The following is a 15,314-nucleotide window of genomic DNA, read 5'->3' as shown; positions in this document are numbered from 1 at the left end:
ACAGATGACGACGACGAGGTCCCCGGCGGACGACGCGCGCGAACTGCCCCGCGAGCCCACCGCGCGGTGGATCACGGTGCTGATCACCGGACTGGTGGCCGTCTGGCTGGGCGTGCTGGCCTGGCAGGCGACAGTCCTGCCGGAGCGGGTGCCCACGCACTTCGGCTCGGGCGGTGAACCGGACGGCTGGTCGAGCAAGAGCGGCGCGCTCGCGTTCTCTGTGCTCGGGCCGCTGCTGTTCGCGCTGCCACTCCCGCTGATGTCGTTGATGGTCCTGCGGTGGCCGTCGTCGATCAACGTCCCCAACAAGCAGTGGTGGACCGCGACGGGCCCACGGCTGCGCCGGTTCGAGCGGCTCATGCGTGAGGACCTGTGGCTGATCACGGCCGTGATGCTGGTGACCCTCATCGGCGTCCAGGCGGGGATCACCGGGGCCGCGCAGACCGACGACGGCCGGTTGCCGGGTCTGTGGCTGGCCGGCCCGCTGATCGTGGCGTTCGTCGGCACCGGAGTCGTCCTCGCGAGGATGTACGGCAGTCGCTACGAGGAACAGTCCGACCTCGACTGACCTTCCTGTGAATGGTCGTCGACCCCATCCACAGGCCCTCGTCGTGAACTCCGTCCCGACGCGTGCCGCCCCTAGCGTGATTCCCGAGCGGCCCGCCACATCCGGGCCGGAGGGGAGCGTGGGTCATGGCGGGGCAGGGGGCTTTCGGTGAGATGCTGCTTGCATTCGAACAGGTGGCGGTGACTGCCGAAGCGGCCCGTGTCCGCGAGGCGGGCGCGGTCACGGTCGACAGTGCTGCGGGCCTGGTCTCGGCGCTGGCGGAGGCCTCGGCGGCGGCTGCCGGCATGGCGGCGGGAGGCGCGGGGGCGCTGCTCACCGGTCCCGCGCTGGCCGAGTGCGCGGCCCTGCTCGCCCGGCGCTCCCGAGACCACGAGGCGGACAGCCAGCGGATCGCGCAGGCGATGGCACGGGCGGCCGGACTCCTCGTGGAGGCGGATGAGGAGGTGGCCCGCGGTGTCGCCGGGGCAGCGGGCTGAGGCGCTGGTGGTGGCGATCGACCACGCCGAATCGCGGGCGGCGGCGGTGGGCCGGCGGATCGCCGAGTCGGCCGAGGACCTCGAAACGGTCGCCCGCCGGCTGGGCGGCGCGGTGGTCGGAGGTGTGGCGGACGGCGGCGCGGTGGTCGGTGCTGGCGTCGACGAGGGTGGCTGGTCCGGTCAGGCGGGGGCCCGGGCGCGCAGCCGCGCTGCGGATGCGGCCGCCGAGGCCAGGATGCTCTCCGGCAACTGCCTCTACGTGGCCGACGTCCTGCGGGCCGAGGGGGCACGGCTGGCGCGGGCGGTGATCAACTGGAGCGACGACGAACTCACCGCGCCCGGCACCGGGGACGCTGTGGCTGTGGAGGAGGCGGATCGCGGTCTGGCGATGCGCCTGTGGGAAGCCGCCGACCATCTCGCCGGGTACACGGACCCGGCGACGCGGCCATGCATCGACCTGTCAGGATCGACCGACGACGATCCCCGCGCTGTCGCCGAACTGTGGCACGGGCTGGGACCCGCCGATCGGGCCAGGCTGGCTCGTGACCACCCTGAGCTGGGCTCGGTGGACGGCTTGTCATCGGCCACGCGGGATGCGATCAACCGGACCCGATTGCGCCGACTGCTCGACGCGGCCGATACCGGCGCCGGCGGAGACGGGCTCGACGGTGTCGCGCCGGCCCTGTCGGCGTTGGCCGCACATCTCGAGGCGGACCCGCGACGGCATCTGCTCGACCTGCACCCGGACGGTCGCGCGGTGGTCGCGAGCGCCGATCCCGACACCGCCGACCGGGTGGTCACGCTCATCCCGGGAACGGGGTCGTCGCTGGAGACGCTCGCTCGTACCGCCGGCCGGGCGGAGGCGGTGTGCGAGGCGGCCGCCTCGGGCCTCGACGGGGCCGGCTCGAATCCCGGTGCAGCCGACTCCGCACCCGGTGCGGCTGTCGAGTCCTGCGTCGCGGTGTCGTGGCAGGGCTACGACGCGCCCGCCGACGTCACGGCCGCCGGCTCCTCGACGGCACCCGCGCGAGCGCATGCCGCAGACCTGCGGACGTTCGCGGCGGGCCTGGACGCGGTCGAGCGGAGGGACGGCGACGATGCCCCCCACGCCGCGGTGGGGTACAGCTACGGGTCCGTGGTCCTGGGGGTGGCCGCCGCGGACCCGCTGGGGCTGGCAGCCGACCGGATGATCCACGTCGGCAGTCCCGGCGCGGGTGTCGACTCGATCGCCGTGCAACGGGTCGACGAGGCCGGCGTCGCGCGTGGGGCGGGACAGGACGAGGTGGTGGGAGTCGCCTCGCGCTGGGATCCGGTGCCGTGGTGGTCGGTCACCGGCGTGCTCGGCGGACGGCCGGGCACCGGGGAGTTCGGCGGGCTCGCGGTGGACGTCACCGAGCCTGGCTCGGGCGCCGACTCTGTGCGCAGCGCGCACTCCCGCTACTTCGACCCGGGCACGGTGTCACTGGACGAGATCGGCCGGCTCGTCGCGGAGACGGACTGACCCCGATAGCGATAGCGCCCCACATTCAGGACACCGGCAGCGCCCCGCATCCCCGACACCGACAGCGCCCCGCATCGACCGCCCCGGCCGGAAAAACCAACCCGGCACAATCCGCTACCCCGTCTCCGGATCCGCTACCCGGATTCGGGTAGCGGATCGGGAATCCGAGTAGCGGATTTCTCAGAGGCTCGCGGTGGAGCGGACCCGACAGGGGAGGGAAGGGTCAGCGGGCGGTGGAACGGGAGGCGCGAGCGACCTCCAGCATCTCCGCGCGGCCCGGCAGCTTGGTGCGTTCGCGGCCCGCCGCCTCGCCGAGCCCACGCTCGTGCGCGTCGATCTCCAGCCAGGCGTCGCCGTCGACGAGGTCCACGCCGCGGTCGGTGAGCAGGTCGCGCACGGCCTGCGGGTCCGGCTCGGAGGGCTCGGGCAGGGTGCCGGACTCGAGCTCGGTGGCCAGCTGGCCCACGGTCTCCACCGCGCAGGAACGGTTGGTGCCGATCACCCCGGACGGCCCGCGCTTGACCCAGCCCGCGGTGAACAGGCCCGGCAGGTGCTCCCCGCCCGGCGAGTCGAGGATCCGGCCGGAATCGTTGGGGATGGTTGCCGAGTCGTGGTCGAAGGGCACACCCTCCAGAGCGGCCGAACGGTAGCCGACCGCGCGATAGACCGCCTCGACCTGCAGGTCCTCCGTCCGGCCGCTGCTGCGGACCCGCCCGCCGGCACCGGCCGGCTCGGTCACCTCCAGACGCAGCCCGGACACCCGGCCGTCGGACCCCAGGATCTCGACCGGGGACCGGTGGAAGCGGAACCGCACCACCCGCTCGCCGGCCGCGAGGGCCGCGGCCTCGGCCTCATCCGCCGTCTCTAGACCGGCCTCACGCTGTGCCCCGGCCCATTTCTCGAGTTGCGTGCACACCTGCCCGACCCGGCGATCGCTGTCGCGGAGGGTGCGCGCCTCGTCGTCGTCGTACTCCAGGTCGGCCGGGTCCACCACGATCGTGACGCCCTCCACCTTGGCCATCTCCCGCAGTTCCAGGGGCGTGAACTTGGCGTGGACGGGGCCGCGGCGGCCGATCACCGACACCACCCGGGTCGTATTGGTGCCGAACCCGGCGCGGACGTGCTCGGGGATGTCGGTGGGTTCGAGCTGCTCGGGGCTGCGCACCAGCATGCGCGCCACGTCCAGGGCGACGTTGCCCACGCCCACCACGGCCGCGCGCTCCGCGGTCAGCGCCCACTCGGGGTGCGCATCCGGGTGGCCGTCGTACCAGGTCACGAACTCGGCGGCCCCGTACGAGCCCTCGAGGTCCTCGCCCGGGATGCCGAGCCGACGGTCCGCGAGCGCGCCGGTGGAGAAGACGACCGCGTGGTAGAAGCGGTGCACGTCGTCTGCGGTGAGGTCGTTGCCGAACTCGACGTTTCCGAGGAACCGAATGCGCGGATCGGCGGCGATCCCCTCCAGCGTGCGGGCGATGCCCTTGATCCGGGGGTGATCGGGGGCCACGCCGTGCCGCAGCAGACCGTAGGGGACCGGGAGCCGGTCGATGAGGTCCACCACGATCCCGCGTCCGGAGGGATCCCGGTTGTCACTCCAGTCCAGCAGGGCCTCGCTGGCGTACACCCCCGCCGGGCCGGACCCCACTACGGCCACCCGGAACGGGGAATCTGTGACAGGCGTCATGTCCGCGATCGTCGCACAGAAAGGCGAGCGGGGTACCTCGACCCAGTCGATCTGCCGTCGGGGGAGCATAATCGACACCCATGAGCGACTACGCCGGGGACCTATCGCCCCGCCAGGCCTGGGATCTGCTCGCCTCCGATCCCGACGCGGTCCTGGTGGACGTCCGTACCAGCGCCGAGTGGCAGTGGGTCGGCGGCGCCGATCTGTCCGAGCTGGGCAAGCGCACGCTGGGCATCGAGTGGATGACCTCGGCGGGCCAGCCCAACGAGCGGTTCGTCGAGCACCTCGGCGAGGCCGGTGTCGCCGCGGAGACACCGGTGTTGTTCCTGTGCCGCAGTGGTGGCCGGTCCGCCGCCGCCGCGAGCCTGGCCACCGCCGCCGGATACCGCACCGCCTACAACGTGGCCGAGGGGTTCGAGGGCGACCCGGACGCCGCCGGACACCGCGGCACCGTCAACGGGTGGAAGGTCGCGGGCCTGGCCTGGCGCCAGTCCTGACCGGGCCACCACGGCCAGCCCGCCACGCCCGTACGCCCCTCGCCCCGCCGCATCACCCACGCACCACACACAAGAAAGCAGCGATGAGAAACAACGAGCTCCCCGACGGTCTCCACCCCGACACCCTGGGCGTGCGGGCCGGGCAGATGCGCACCGGCTTCGAGGAGACCACAGAGCCGATGTTCCTCAACTCCGGCTACGTCTACGAGTCCGCGGAGGCGGCCGAGGCGTCGTTCAACGGCGAGAAGCAGCGGTTCGTCTACTCCCGCTACGGCAACCCGACGGTCGCGATGTTCCAGGAGCGGCTGCGGCAGATCGAGGGCGCCGAGGCGTGCTTTGCCACCTCCTCCGGCATGTCCGCGGTATTCGTGGCCCTGGCCGCGCTGTGTGGGAACGGGTCGCGCCTGGTGGCCTCGCGCGCGCTGTTCGGCTCCTGTTACGTGATCTGTGCCGAAATCCTGCCGCGGTGGGGTGTGGAGACGGTGTTCGTCGACGGCGCCGACCTCGACCAGTGGCGCGAGGCGCTCAGCGAGCCCACCGACGCAGTCTTCTTTGAGACCCCCTCCAACCCCATGCAGGAGCTGGTCGACGTTCGCGCGGTGTGCGATCTCGCCCACGCCGCCGGCGCGCAGGTCGTGGTGGACAACGTCTTCGCCACCGTCCTGCACCAGAAGCCGCTCGAGCTGGGCGCGGACATCGTCGTGTACTCCACCACCAAGCACATCGACGGCCAGGGCCGCGTGCTCGGCGGCGCCGTGCTGGGCACCGAGGAGTACATCTCCGGCCCTGTGCAGAACCTCATGCGCCACGCCGGGTTCGGGATGAGCGCGTTCAACGCGTGGGTCCTGCTCAAGGGCCTGGAGACCATGAGCCTGCGCGTCGAGCGGATGAGTGCCAACGCGCTGGAGGTGGCGCGGTTCCTGGAGTCGCACCCGGCCGTGGAGCGGGTGACATACCCGATGCTCGAGTCGCACCCGCAGTACGAGCTGGCGCGGGCGCAGATGTCGGGCGGCGGGTCGGTGGTGACGTTCGGGTTGAAGTACGACGACGACGGTGGTGACGGTGGCCGCGACGACGACGACAACGGCGGCCGCGGCAAGAAGGAGTGCTTCTCCCTGCTCAACTCGTTGGAGGTCATCGACATCTCCAACAACCTGGGCGACGCCAAGACGCTGGTGACCCATCCCGCGACCACTACCCACGCGTCCATGGAGCCGGAGGCCCGCGCCGCGGTGGGTATCGGCGACAACGTGGTCCGACTGTCGGTGGGGCTCGAGTTCGCCGGAGACCTCATCGAGGACCTGCGTCGCGGTCTGGGGTGACGGTCTAGATTGATCGTATGTCTGATCGGGGTGAACATTCCCGGACCCGGGTAGCGGTCCTGCCCGCCGCCCACCCCGCGGTTCGCCGGATCACCGGCCTGGACGGGCTGGGCCATGTGGAGCTGGTGCCCGTCCGGCCCGGGGTGGTGAACGGGCAGACCCCGCCCGATGCGGTGACTCCCGCGGAGTTCGATCCCGGACATGAGGCGTCGGGCGAGATTCAGCGCGACGGGGACCCGCTGGGCGGCGTCGACCTGGCGCACGTGCACTTCGGGTACGACTACCTCGAGCCGGAGAGCGTGGACGGGGTGGTGGAGCACCTGGCGCGGGCCGGGGTGCCGATGGTGCTCACCGTCCACGACATCGTCTACCCGTCCCACGAGGACGAGCTGCCGCACCGCGATCACACCGGCACGTTGGTCGAGGCCGCCGCCGCGGTGATCACGCTGACCGAGGTGGCGGCGCACGAACTGTGGGTGCGGTGGGGCGTCGAACCGGTGGTCGTGCCGCACCCGCGGCTGCTGGACGAGGACGAGGTCTCCTCCGCCATCCGCGCCGGCAAGCACCTGCGCGGTCCCGGCGATCCGGTGGTGGTGGGGGTGTTGCTGGAGCGGATGGGCGAGAACATCGACGGCCCGGAGCTGCTGGACCAGCTGGCGCCCGTCGCCCACGGGCGGCGGGGCGCGCACCTGCGGATCGTCGTGGAGGCGCAGGCGTGGCGCGACGCGTGCGGCGAGGACCGCGAGGCCGGCGGGCACCATCTGGTGGCGGAGCTGGCGGCCGAGGGCGGCTGGGAGTCGGTGCGGTTGGTGAGGTACGAGTCGCTGGACCTGGCGCCGTTGCTGGCCGAGTTCGCCGCGCTCGACGTGTGCGTGTTGCCGTACCGGTTCGCCACCCATTCCACCTGGTTGGAGTTGTGCCGCGACCTGGGCGTGTCGCCGGTGTTCCCGGCGGTGGGGTGCCTGCGGGAGCAGTGGTTCGACCGTTGCGATCCGGGTGATCACTCCGGGGAGGTCTACGATCCCCGCGATCCGTCCGCGGTGGCGGTGGCGGTCCGGGCGGCGTTGGAGAATCCGCGGGCCGTCCCGCCGCGGGTCGAGGGCGCTGATCCGACGAGCGTCATCGCGGCTCATGCGCGGATCTACGACGAGGCCGCGGGGCGCCGCTGAGCGTCCGGGGTCGGGCCGGGGCGCGGTGGGGTGGTGGCTGCGCTCGGCCGGGCCGGGCTGGGGCCCTGCGCCGGGCCGGCTAGGAGTCGCCGTCGCCGCGGGCGATGTCGACCGGCCAGGCCAGCGTGAGCATCGAGTCGGTGGCCGGGGCGGCCGCGTCCATACTGAGCTCGAGACACACGGTGACCGGGGATCCGGGCGTGGTGCGGGTGGCGCCGGGCAGGACCAGCGGTTCGTCGACGGTGGGCGCGTCGAGTGGCACCGGCCGGTCACTGTCGCCGGCGTGGATGCTGGGCCAGTCGAGTTCGAACGTTGGCGCGGCGCATGCTCCGCCGCGGGCCGAGACGGCCCGGACCCGTACGTGGGACGCGGTCTCGGGGTCTCCCTCGATGAGGGCGCCCTCGCCGATGTCGACGTGGGCCTCGGACCGGGAGTCGACGGTGGTGCGCAGTGTCAAAGGCTGATAGGCGGAGCGGTTGCGCAGGCCGGCTGTGTCCACGCGGACGGGGAAGTGGCCGCCGTAGGAGGAGATGGGCGCGGTCCAGGTCGTACCGAAGTCCGTGGACGCCTGGACGGACCACGCCGAGCTGCGCAGTTCGGACTCGCGGGTCTGCGCTTCGCGGTCCTGGACGATCATCGTCGCGCCGAGTGCGCAGACGGAGGCGGCACCGAGTGCGACCAGGGTGGTCGCCGCGTGCCGGATGCGCATGACTCCTCCGAGGGGCCGTCTGGTGGAGATCGGTCCAGAGGAGGGGGCTCTGGTGCGGGCGGGGCCGCAGTGATCGCCGTTTCAACTAGTTTATGGCTCGCGGCCGAAGCATCGATACAGCGCCCCTGGGTGTGTCCGATATCACTCTCGCTGTGGCGTGTCGACCGGTCGTCAGCGGATGTAGACCACGGTTCCGGTCTCCTGGTTGATGGCGGCCCAGCGCCAGCCGTGCGCGGCGGGGTCGTCCGAGGTGAAGGTGGCCCACGCTGCGCCGGGGTCGCTGCCGCCCAGCCAGATCGCGAGCGCCGCAAGCCCCTGCTGGGCGTCGCTGGGGATGGTGTTCCTGACTATCGGGGAACGCGGATGACACTGGCCGTGGCTGTGAGTCTGAATCGGAATGCGGCGTCCTGCTTATCGAGCTCAACGGGTCGCAGGGGTGGCGCTTGTCAACACGTGCACCCCTGCCCGGCCCTGTTGGCATACTCGGCCCCGTGCCCCGCGCGCGCCAGAGGTGAATCTGGTCACATGCCTACCTGCAGGAGAAGCCGATGCCCGACACCCCGTCCCTGAAGCTCGGTTACAAGGCGTCGGCCGAGCAGTTCGGTCCGCGCGATCTGGTGGAGTTCGCCGTGATGGCGGAGCGGGCGGGGATGGATTCGGCGACGGTGTCGGATCATTTCCAGCCGTGGCGCCACGACGGTGGTCATGCGCCGTTCTCGTTGGCGTGGATGACGGCGGTGGGCGAGCGCACCGAGCGCCTGCAGCTCGGCACCTCGGTGCTCACCCCGACGTTCCGCTACAACCCGGCGGTGTTGGCGCAGGCGTTCGCGACGATGGCGTGCCTGTACCCGGGCCGCATCTTCCTCGGTGTGGGTACGGGTGAGGCGCTCAACGAGATCGCCACCGGGCATCAGGGCCAGTGGCCGGAGTTCAAGGAGCGGTTCGCGCGCCTGCGTGAGTCGGTCCGGCTCATGCGCGAGCTGTGGACCGGCGAGACCACCAACTTCGAGGGTGACTACTACTCGACCAAGGACGCGTTCCTCTATGACGTGCCCGAGGGTGGCGTGCCTGTCTACGTCGCCGCGGGTGGTCCGGTGGTGGCCAAGTACGCCGGCCGGGTGGGCGACGGGTTCATCTGCACCTCCGGCAAGGGGATGGAGCTGTACACCGACAAGCTGCTCCCGGCCGTCGAGGAGGGCGCGGGAATCAACCAGCGCGACTCCTCGCAGATCGACCGGATGATCGAGATCAAGATCAGCTACGACCCCGACCCGGCCGCCGCGTTGGAGAACTGCCGCTTCTGGGCCCCGCTGTCGTTGACACCGGAGCAGAAGCACTCGGTGGACTCCCCGCGCGAGATGGAGCGCCTCGCGGATGAGTTGCCGATCGAGCAGGTCGCCAAGCGGTGGATCGTCGCCTCGGACCCCGACGAGGCCGTCGAGCAGGTCAAAAAATACGTCGACGCGGGCCTGAACCACCTGGTCTTCCACGCCCCCGGCCACGATCAGAAACGCTTCCTCGACCTCTTCAATTCCGACCTCGAACCGCGACTGCGAGCCCTTGCATGAGTAACGAGAACAACCTCCCCGGCCCGGACACGGCCGATCTCTCCGGCCTCGAGGGCATCCTCGGCCACAAGGAATCGGTCCGCGTCCTGCGCTATCCGCACGAGACCGAGCCGGATGAGGAGGGTCAGACAACGGAGTGGCATTGCGACATCGTCGTCGTTGACGACGTTCCCGCGCCCGGCTTCTCCACCTACGCCACCGTGGGCGCCCGCGAGCTCCCCACCAACGTCACCACGCCCGAGGGGCGCCAGATCCGCTCCGAGTTCGTCACCGTCGGCCGCACCGGCCACCGCGCCATGGCCGACGTCCTGGACGCGTGCGCGCTCGCGGTGGCCACCGGTTCCATCCACGTGGCGCCCGGTGCGGTGATCCCCAACGCGGTCGGCCTGGTCGATCCCGGCCGTACGTGCGAGCACCTGGTCCTCACGCCGCCGTTCCTGTGGCCGGACCTGCAGGTGGTCGACGAGACCGGCGGCCCCGACGGCACCGGCCCCCTGCTCACGCGCCTGCAGGCCGTGCCGATCACCACCGCGGAGATGTCCGCCATCGGACGTGACGGCGCCGACGCCCTGTTCGAGCGGCTCGACACCGCCGACGCCGACGTCACCAACCCGGACCGCCCGAGCGTGGTGTGAGTGAGGCTGGTGTGAGTGGGGCCCGTGTGAGCGCGCCTGCGCCCCGGACGTCCCGCGGTGTCACGCACGTACTCACCACCGCGGCCGGGCTGATGCTCGTCGAGGCCACCCCCGACGGCATCGCGCGCCTCGTCCAGGTGGACGCGGACCAGCTCGACGCAGACCAGCTCGACCACAGGGATGCCGCCGCGACCTGGTTCAACGTGAAACATCACGACGACGACGAGGGCCGCGATCCCGAGCCCGGCGCCGCGGCGGAGCACCTCGCCCGCCTGGCGGAACAGGTGGAGGACTACCTGGCCGGGAGGCTCCGCGGGTTCGACGTCCCGCTGGACTGGGCGGCGGCCGGGGTCCACGATGAATTCTCACGTGAGGTCTACCGCGAGATCCAGCACATCCCCTACGGCGAGACCTCCAGCTACGGCCAGGTCAGTATCGACGCCGGCCGGCCACGCAACGCCCGTCGCGTCGGCCGGCTGTGCACGCTGGTGCCGGTGCCGTTCGTCATCCCCGTCCACCGGGTGATCCGCGCCGATGGCGGCATGGGGAACTGCCCCGAGTACCGGCTGCGGCTGCTCGAGCACGAGCGACGCAACATCGCCGCCGAGCGTGCCGGAAAGCCGGGCCCGCTCCCGTTCCGGTAGGCATCGCCGCCGTTCGTCCGGGCACGGCCGGATCGGTGGGACGGCGGCCACACCGTGGTTAGGGTGGCGGTCAGCGTCGGGGGCCGAGGGGTCCGCCGGCGCGGACCGCCTGCCGTCGACCACAACCCACGGGGGAAGCCATGACAGCCGGAACCGTCGCCACCACTGCCCGCGCCGAGAGCGTGGTCGAGAAGTTCCAGCGGGTCCGGGGGCTCACCGACCTGCTCGCGTCCCGGCTCAGCCCGGAGGACCAGATCCCCCAGTCGATGACCGCGGCCAGCCCCGCAGCGTGGCACCGGGCGCACACCACGTGGTTCTTCGAGGAGTTCGTGCTGGGTCGGCTGCCGGGCTACACCTCGCCGGAGCCGGTGTTCCGCTTCCTGTTCAACTCGTACTACGAGGCGGTCGGCCCACGGCAGCCGCGGCCGCAGCGCGGGCTCATCACCCGCCCGTCGGTGGCGGAGATCGGGGACTTCCGCGCCCGCATCGACGAGGCCGTCGTCGACGCCCTCGAGGCGGGCCGGGTCGACGAGCGTGGCCTCGAACTGCTGGAGCTGGGCTGCCATCACGAGCAACAGCACCAGGAGTTGCTGCTCATGGACATCAAGCACCTCTTCTCGCACAACCCGACCGACCCGGTCTACGTCCACAGGGCGGCGGACCCGGCAGGAGCGGCGCCGGGGGAGACCGAGTGGCTCGCCGTCGCCGAGGGGGTCGCGCAGGTCGGCGCCCCGGCTCCCGGCGACTCCGACGACGGGGACGGCTCGGGCGCCACCGCCGCAAGCCCCGCCACCGCCGCCGGCCCCGCGTTCTCCTATGACAACGAGCGTCCCCGCCACCGGGTGTGGATCCCCGGCGGTGAGGTCGCCACCCGCCAGGTCACCGTCGGCGAGTGGAAGCAGTTCATGGCCGACGGCGGTTACTCCCGGCCCGAACTGTGGTTGTCCGACGGCTGGGCCACGGTCCAGGCCGAGGGCTGGGATGCGCCCGGGTACTGGCGACGTGAGGACGACAGCCCGGTCGGCCGCGCCGCCGACACCGCGACCGCCGCTGGCCCCGCGACCGCCGCCGCCGGTGAGTGGACCACCTTCACCCTGAGCGGCCGGCGGCCGGTCGTCGACGCCGAGCCCGTCATCCACGTGTCCTTCTACGAGGCCGACGCCTACGCCCGCTGGGCCGGCGCACGGCTGCCCACCGAGTTCGAGTGGGAGGTCGCCACCACCGGCTGGGAGATCCGCGACGAGCTCGACCCCGACCGCTGCCACCCGCGGCCCGCCGCGGAGCGGACGATCGGCGGCGTGTGGGAATGGACCGCCAGCGCCTACCTGCCGTATCCGGGGTTCGTCACCGAGGAGGGCGCGGCCGGCGAGTACAACGGCAAGTTCATGTCCGACCAGCATGTCCTCCGCGGTGGCAGCGCGTTCACGCCCGCCGGCCACACGCGGCACACCTACCGGAACTTCTATCCCGCCGCCTCGAGGTGGGCGGCCGCCGGACTGAGGCTCGCCCGGTGACCGGCGCGCGCGAGGTGGCCGCCCAGTGCGGTGCCGCCGGGCCCGACGGCCCCGGTGCAACAACAGCAAAGACAACGACGACGACAACGACGACGACGAGCACCGCCGATCCCGACACCGCCGCGCTCGAATCGGATCTGCGCGCCGGGTTCTTCGACGACCCGCCGACCGTGCCGCCCCGCTGGTTCTACGACGAGAAGGGCAGCCTGCTCTTCGACCGGATCACCCGGCTCGCGGAGTACTACCCCACCCGCGCGGAGGCGGAGATCCTGCGGTCGCGGGCCGTCGACATCGTCGGCGATGCCGACACACTCGTCGAGCTCGGGGCCGGGACCTGCGAGAAGACGCGGGTCCTGCTCGACGTCCTCGCCTCCCGCCCGACCGGCGCCACTGAGCCAGCCGGCCCGCTGTTCGTTCCGGTCGACATCAGTACCGAGATGCTCTTCGGTTCCGCCCGGGCGCTCACGGCCGAGTACCCCGGACTGCGTGTCGTCCCGGTCGTCGGTGACCTCACCGCCCTCGACGGCCCCCTACCGGGCGAGCCGGGCGGGCGGTTGGTGCTCTTCCTCGGCGGCACGATCGGCAATTTCAGCGAGGCCCAGCGAGCAGAGTTCCTCGCGATGCTGCGCGGCGTCATGGACCCGGGCGACCGGCTGGCGCTCGGCTTCGACCTCGTCAAGAGCCCCGAGCGGCTGGTCGCGGCCTACGACGACGCCGACGGCGTCACCGCCGAATTCAACCTCAACATGCTCGACGTGATCGCCCGGACCGTCGAGTGCACCGGGCTGGACAGGCGCGATTTCCGCCACGAGGCCGTGTGGAACGCCGCCGAGAGCGGGATCGAGATGTGGTTGCGGGCGGTCCGCGACGTGCACGTCGACTTCCCGACGCTGGGGCGCTCGCGAACCCTCGCCGCGGGGGAGGGCATCCGCACCGAGATCGCTCGGAAGTTCGAGCCGGACGCACTCGCCGACGACCTCGCCGGCCACGGGTTCGTCGGCCCGACCGTGTGGACCGACGACGCCGGGGACTTCGGGCTGGTCCTCGTCGTCGTCGACTAGGGGTATACCGTGACCCCTCGGGGCGCCCCGGATCTCGCCGATCGGGCCCGCGGCCTTCTCGGGGAGGCCCGCGCGGCCGGGGCCGCCGTCGACTCGGCGGCGGCTGAACTGTTCCGGCTGGGCGGGGAGGTCGCGCGCGCCGGCACCCGGGCCGAGGCCGCCCGGAGCGGGGCGCACGTCGCGGCCGAGCGGGACCTGGTGAGCGGATTGCTCGACGAGCTGGACGTGATCGCCCGGGTAGCGGATCGGCTCGTCGCCGAGCTCGACCGGGCCGACGGCGGCGGGCGAGGCGCCGCCGACGGCGGGGCCGGGCCGCGGGCGACCCTCGTCTCCGTTCGGCGGGTCATCGAGGCGGCGGACAGTCGGGGCCGCGAAGGTATGTGGTTGGGAGAGCTGGCGACGGACCGGGTACGGGATTTCGCCGAGTTCGAGCTGCTGTACTCGCGCGCGTCGCAACACCTCGACCGCGGCCGGTGGGACGCCGCCGACGCCGTCCTGCCCCGGCTCGTCGCACTGGATCGCGCGCTGGTGAGCACGGAGATCGGCGCGATGCTCGACGAGCTCAAGTTCCGCCTCATGATCTCGCGGGGGTGACCCGGGCCGACCTGCGACGATGCGCTACCGGGCCCGTTCGTGTCGTACGTGTGTTCTATGCTTCGGGGTATGGAACAGGGAGTATGGGATGCGGAGGGGCGGGGCGGTGAGCGGGACGAGCCGGCCCTGCTGACCGACGTTCTCGCGTTCCTGGAGGCGTCGGTGGAGACGCTGTGCGCGGTCGACTGGGCCGAGCACGACGCGGACGCGCTCGCCCACGCGGTGGGTCGCGTGGAGGTCGTGGCCCGGCGGCTGGACGCCAGTGGCTCCCGGGCCACTGCGGAGTTGGCCGCGCTGCACCGTCAGAAGGGACGCACCGCCGGTGGCGTCGCCGCGCTCCTCGCCGAGAAGCTGGGACTGGCGAAGGGCACGGTGCACGGTCGGATCGACGCCGGAGGACGTCAGGCCACCCCGGCCGGGCGGGCGGCCGCGAACGGGGAGATCACCGGCGAGCACGAGCGGATCATCGCCCGAGCCGTCTCCGGTCTGCCCGGAACGATGGGCGGCGACGCCAAGGTGTGTTTCGCCGAGGAGCTCACGGAGTTCGCCCGCACGGCGGCGCCCGCCGACCTGCGGGCCGAGGCCGCCCGCCGGGTCGCCGCCCTGTGCCCGGACCGCGGACGGGACCGCGAGGAGCACCAGGAACGTCAGCGCTCGGCGCGGCTCGGCGCGGTTCGGTCCGACGGCACCAGCACCCTGACGATGACCTTGACGCCCCGCGGCCGCGCCCTGGTCGAGAGGGCACTGTGCGACTTCGGCGGGCCCGGCGGCGCCGTGGAGTGTGAACCCGGGTCCGACGAGCGTGCCCCCGAACAGCGCGCCCACGACGCCCTGGTGCACCAGTGGGCCCTCGGCTCGACCGTCGACCCCGCCCGCCCCAAGGGCATCGCGACCATCGTCGTGCGGGTGACACCGGAGCAGCTCGAGGACCCCACGACGCTCGTGCAGACCGACGCCGGCACCCAGCTCAGCGTGCGGCAGGCGGTCTCCATGGCCGGAACGATGCCGTGGTTCGTCTCCCTGCTGCGCGACGGCCGGGAGGAGCTGCACCGGATCGACGTGGACGCACACCCCGACCGGCGCCTGGCGTCGGCGATCCAGCGGTTGGTCCTCTACGCCGCCCACGGAGGGTGCACCTTCCCCGGGTGCACCGCCCCGGCCAGGCGAAGTCAGTTCCACCATGTGAGGGAGTGGTCACGGGGCGGGTCGACGACGGTCGCCAACGGGGCACTCGGCTGTCCCGTCCACCACGGGTTCGTCGGCGACGGCCCCGGAGGGTGGAAAACCGTGGTGAACCCCTCCGCGCCCGGCCTGTGCACGTGGCTGCCTCCCGGCGTCGACAGGCTCACCGATGTGTGACGACCCGCCCCGGACC

General features: G+C 72.2%; 15 protein-coding genes. 13 read left to right on the top strand and 2 right to left on the bottom strand.

Going from position 1 to position 15,314, the window contains the following annotated elements:
• Nucleotides 1-4 precede the first annotated feature (4 nt).
• The 3 genes from AYO52_RS15610 (at nucleotide 5) to AYO52_RS15600 (ending at nucleotide 2,545) form a co-directional block, all read left to right on the top strand.
• Nucleotides 5-568 (top strand): DUF1648 domain-containing protein, encoded by a 564-nt coding sequence (locus AYO52_RS15610; protein ID WP_067719360.1) that lies wholly within the window; start codon nucleotides 5-7, stop codon nucleotides 566-568.
• A 125-nt stretch (nucleotides 569-693) separates the two neighbouring features.
• Entirely contained in the window at nucleotides 694-1,044 is a 351-nt protein-coding gene (locus AYO52_RS15605) for a hypothetical protein (RefSeq protein ID WP_067719357.1), read from the top strand.
• Nucleotides 1,004-2,545: an alpha/beta hydrolase gene (locus AYO52_RS15600; protein WP_082924079.1), complete on the top strand. Its 1,542-nt coding sequence runs from the start codon at nucleotides 1,004-1,006 to the stop codon at nucleotides 2,543-2,545. The genes AYO52_RS15605 and AYO52_RS15600 overlap by 41 nt, the downstream gene beginning before the upstream one ends.
• 223 nt (nucleotides 2,546-2,768) lie before the next feature.
• Here the strand turns inward: AYO52_RS15600 and AYO52_RS15595 are convergent, their stop codons facing one another.
• Complete coding sequence (locus AYO52_RS15595; protein ID WP_082924078.1) at nucleotides 2,769-4,226, bottom strand: FAD-dependent oxidoreductase; 1,458 nt, start codon at nucleotides 4,224-4,226, stop codon at nucleotides 2,769-2,771.
• A gap of 80 nt (nucleotides 4,227-4,306) precedes the next feature.
• On the opposite strand from AYO52_RS15595, the gene AYO52_RS15590 reads away from it, so the two are divergent.
• Genes AYO52_RS15590 through AYO52_RS15580 form a run of 3 tightly spaced genes read left to right on the top strand, consistent with a single transcriptional unit; the run spans nucleotide 4,307 to nucleotide 7,214 of the window.
• Nucleotides 4,307-4,723: a rhodanese-like domain-containing protein gene (locus AYO52_RS15590; protein WP_067719351.1), complete on the top strand. Its 417-nt coding sequence runs from the start codon at nucleotides 4,307-4,309 to the stop codon at nucleotides 4,721-4,723.
• Complete coding sequence (locus AYO52_RS15585) at nucleotides 4,687-6,045, top strand: O-succinylhomoserine sulfhydrylase (protein WP_256385632.1); 1,359 nt, start codon at nucleotides 4,687-4,689, stop codon at nucleotides 6,043-6,045. The genes AYO52_RS15590 and AYO52_RS15585 overlap by 37 nt, the downstream gene beginning before the upstream one ends.
• A 17-nt stretch (nucleotides 6,046-6,062) precedes the next feature.
• Entirely contained in the window at nucleotides 6,063-7,214 is a 1,152-nt protein-coding gene (locus tag AYO52_RS15580; RefSeq protein ID WP_067719346.1) for a hypothetical protein, read from the top strand.
• Between the two features lie 79 nt (nucleotides 7,215-7,293).
• Here the strand turns inward: AYO52_RS15580 and AYO52_RS15575 are convergent, their stop codons facing one another.
• Nucleotides 7,294-7,923 carry a hypothetical protein gene (locus tag AYO52_RS15575; RefSeq protein WP_067719343.1) on the bottom strand — a complete coding sequence of 210 codons (630 nt, stop codon included), beginning with the start codon at nucleotides 7,921-7,923 and terminating at the stop codon, nucleotides 7,294-7,296.
• A 548-nt stretch (nucleotides 7,924-8,471) separates the two neighbouring features.
• Between AYO52_RS15575 and fgd the strand changes: the two genes are divergently transcribed.
• From fgd to AYO52_RS15540, 7 genes are all read left to right on the top strand, one after another.
• Entirely contained in the window at nucleotides 8,472-9,491 is a 1,020-nt protein-coding gene (fgd, locus tag AYO52_RS15570) for a glucose-6-phosphate dehydrogenase (coenzyme-F420) (RefSeq protein WP_067719341.1), read from the top strand.
• The gene (locus AYO52_RS15565) at nucleotides 9,488-10,126 is read left to right on the top strand and encodes a suppressor of fused domain protein (protein ID WP_067719340.1); all 639 of its coding nucleotides are present in this window, start codon (nucleotides 9,488-9,490) and stop codon (nucleotides 10,124-10,126) included. The genes fgd and AYO52_RS15565 overlap by 4 nt, the downstream gene beginning before the upstream one ends.
• A gap of 26 nt (nucleotides 10,127-10,152) precedes the next feature.
• On the top strand, nucleotides 10,153-10,770 hold the full coding sequence (locus AYO52_RS15560; RefSeq protein WP_227022156.1) for a methylated-DNA--[protein]-cysteine S-methyltransferase: 618 nt from the start codon (nucleotides 10,153-10,155) through the stop codon (nucleotides 10,768-10,770).
• Between the two features lie 140 nt (nucleotides 10,771-10,910).
• Nucleotides 10,911-12,284 carry an ergothioneine biosynthesis protein EgtB gene (gene egtB, locus AYO52_RS15555; protein WP_067719338.1) on the top strand — a complete coding sequence of 458 codons (1,374 nt, stop codon included), beginning with the start codon at nucleotides 10,911-10,913 and terminating at the stop codon, nucleotides 12,282-12,284.
• Entirely contained in the window at nucleotides 12,281-13,345 is a 1,065-nt protein-coding gene (egtD, locus tag AYO52_RS15550) for an L-histidine N(alpha)-methyltransferase (RefSeq protein WP_253702235.1), read from the top strand. The genes egtB and egtD overlap by 4 nt, the downstream gene beginning before the upstream one ends.
• Nucleotides 13,346-13,354: 9 nt before the next feature.
• Nucleotides 13,355-13,939, top strand: a complete 585-nt coding sequence (locus AYO52_RS15545; RefSeq protein WP_067719335.1) for a hypothetical protein — start codon at nucleotides 13,355-13,357, stop codon at nucleotides 13,937-13,939.
• A 69-nt stretch (nucleotides 13,940-14,008) separates the two neighbouring features.
• Nucleotides 14,009-15,298, top strand: coding sequence for an HNH endonuclease signature motif containing protein (locus tag AYO52_RS15540; RefSeq protein WP_067719334.1), 1,290 nt, complete (start codon nucleotides 14,009-14,011; stop codon nucleotides 15,296-15,298).
• Nucleotides 15,299-15,314 lie beyond the last annotated feature (16 nt).

Source organism: Dietzia sp. 111N12-1, from assembly GCF_001658045.1.
GTDB lineage: Bacteria > Actinomycetota > Actinomycetes > Mycobacteriales > Mycobacteriaceae > Dietzia > Dietzia kunjamensis.
The sequence above is the reverse complement of the archived record's forward strand: the minus strand, read 5'-3'. Positions and strand labels throughout refer to the sequence as shown.

Coding starts and splice junctions, on each gene's coding strand:
- AYO52_RS15605 (WP_067719357.1), top strand. CDS start 694: ATGGCGGGGCAGGGGGCTTTCGGTGAGATGCTGCTTGCATTCGAACAG.
- AYO52_RS15580 (WP_067719346.1), top strand. CDS start 6,063: ATGTCTGATCGGGGTGAACATTCCCGGACCCGGGTAGCGGTCCTGCCC.
- AYO52_RS15600 (WP_082924079.1), top strand. CDS start 1,004: ATGAGGAGGTGGCCCGCGGTGTCGCCGGGGCAGCGGGCTGAGGCGCTG.
- AYO52_RS15595 (WP_082924078.1), bottom strand. CDS start 4,226: ATGACGCCTGTCACAGATTCCCCGTTCCGGGTGGCCGTAGTGGGGTCC.
- AYO52_RS15575 (WP_067719343.1), bottom strand. CDS start 7,923: ATGCGCATCCGGCACGCGGCGACCACCCTGGTCGCACTCGGTGCCGCC.
- fgd (WP_067719341.1), top strand. CDS start 8,472: ATGCCCGACACCCCGTCCCTGAAGCTCGGTTACAAGGCGTCGGCCGAG.
- AYO52_RS15540 (WP_067719334.1), top strand. CDS start 14,009: ATGGAACAGGGAGTATGGGATGCGGAGGGGCGGGGCGGTGAGCGGGAC.
- AYO52_RS15565 (WP_067719340.1), top strand. CDS start 9,488: ATGAGTAACGAGAACAACCTCCCCGGCCCGGACACGGCCGATCTCTCC.
- AYO52_RS15590 (WP_067719351.1), top strand. CDS start 4,307: ATGAGCGACTACGCCGGGGACCTATCGCCCCGCCAGGCCTGGGATCTG.
- AYO52_RS15610 (WP_067719360.1), top strand. CDS start 5: ATGACGACGACGAGGTCCCCGGCGGACGACGCGCGCGAACTGCCCCGC.
- egtB (WP_067719338.1), top strand. CDS start 10,911: ATGACAGCCGGAACCGTCGCCACCACTGCCCGCGCCGAGAGCGTGGTC.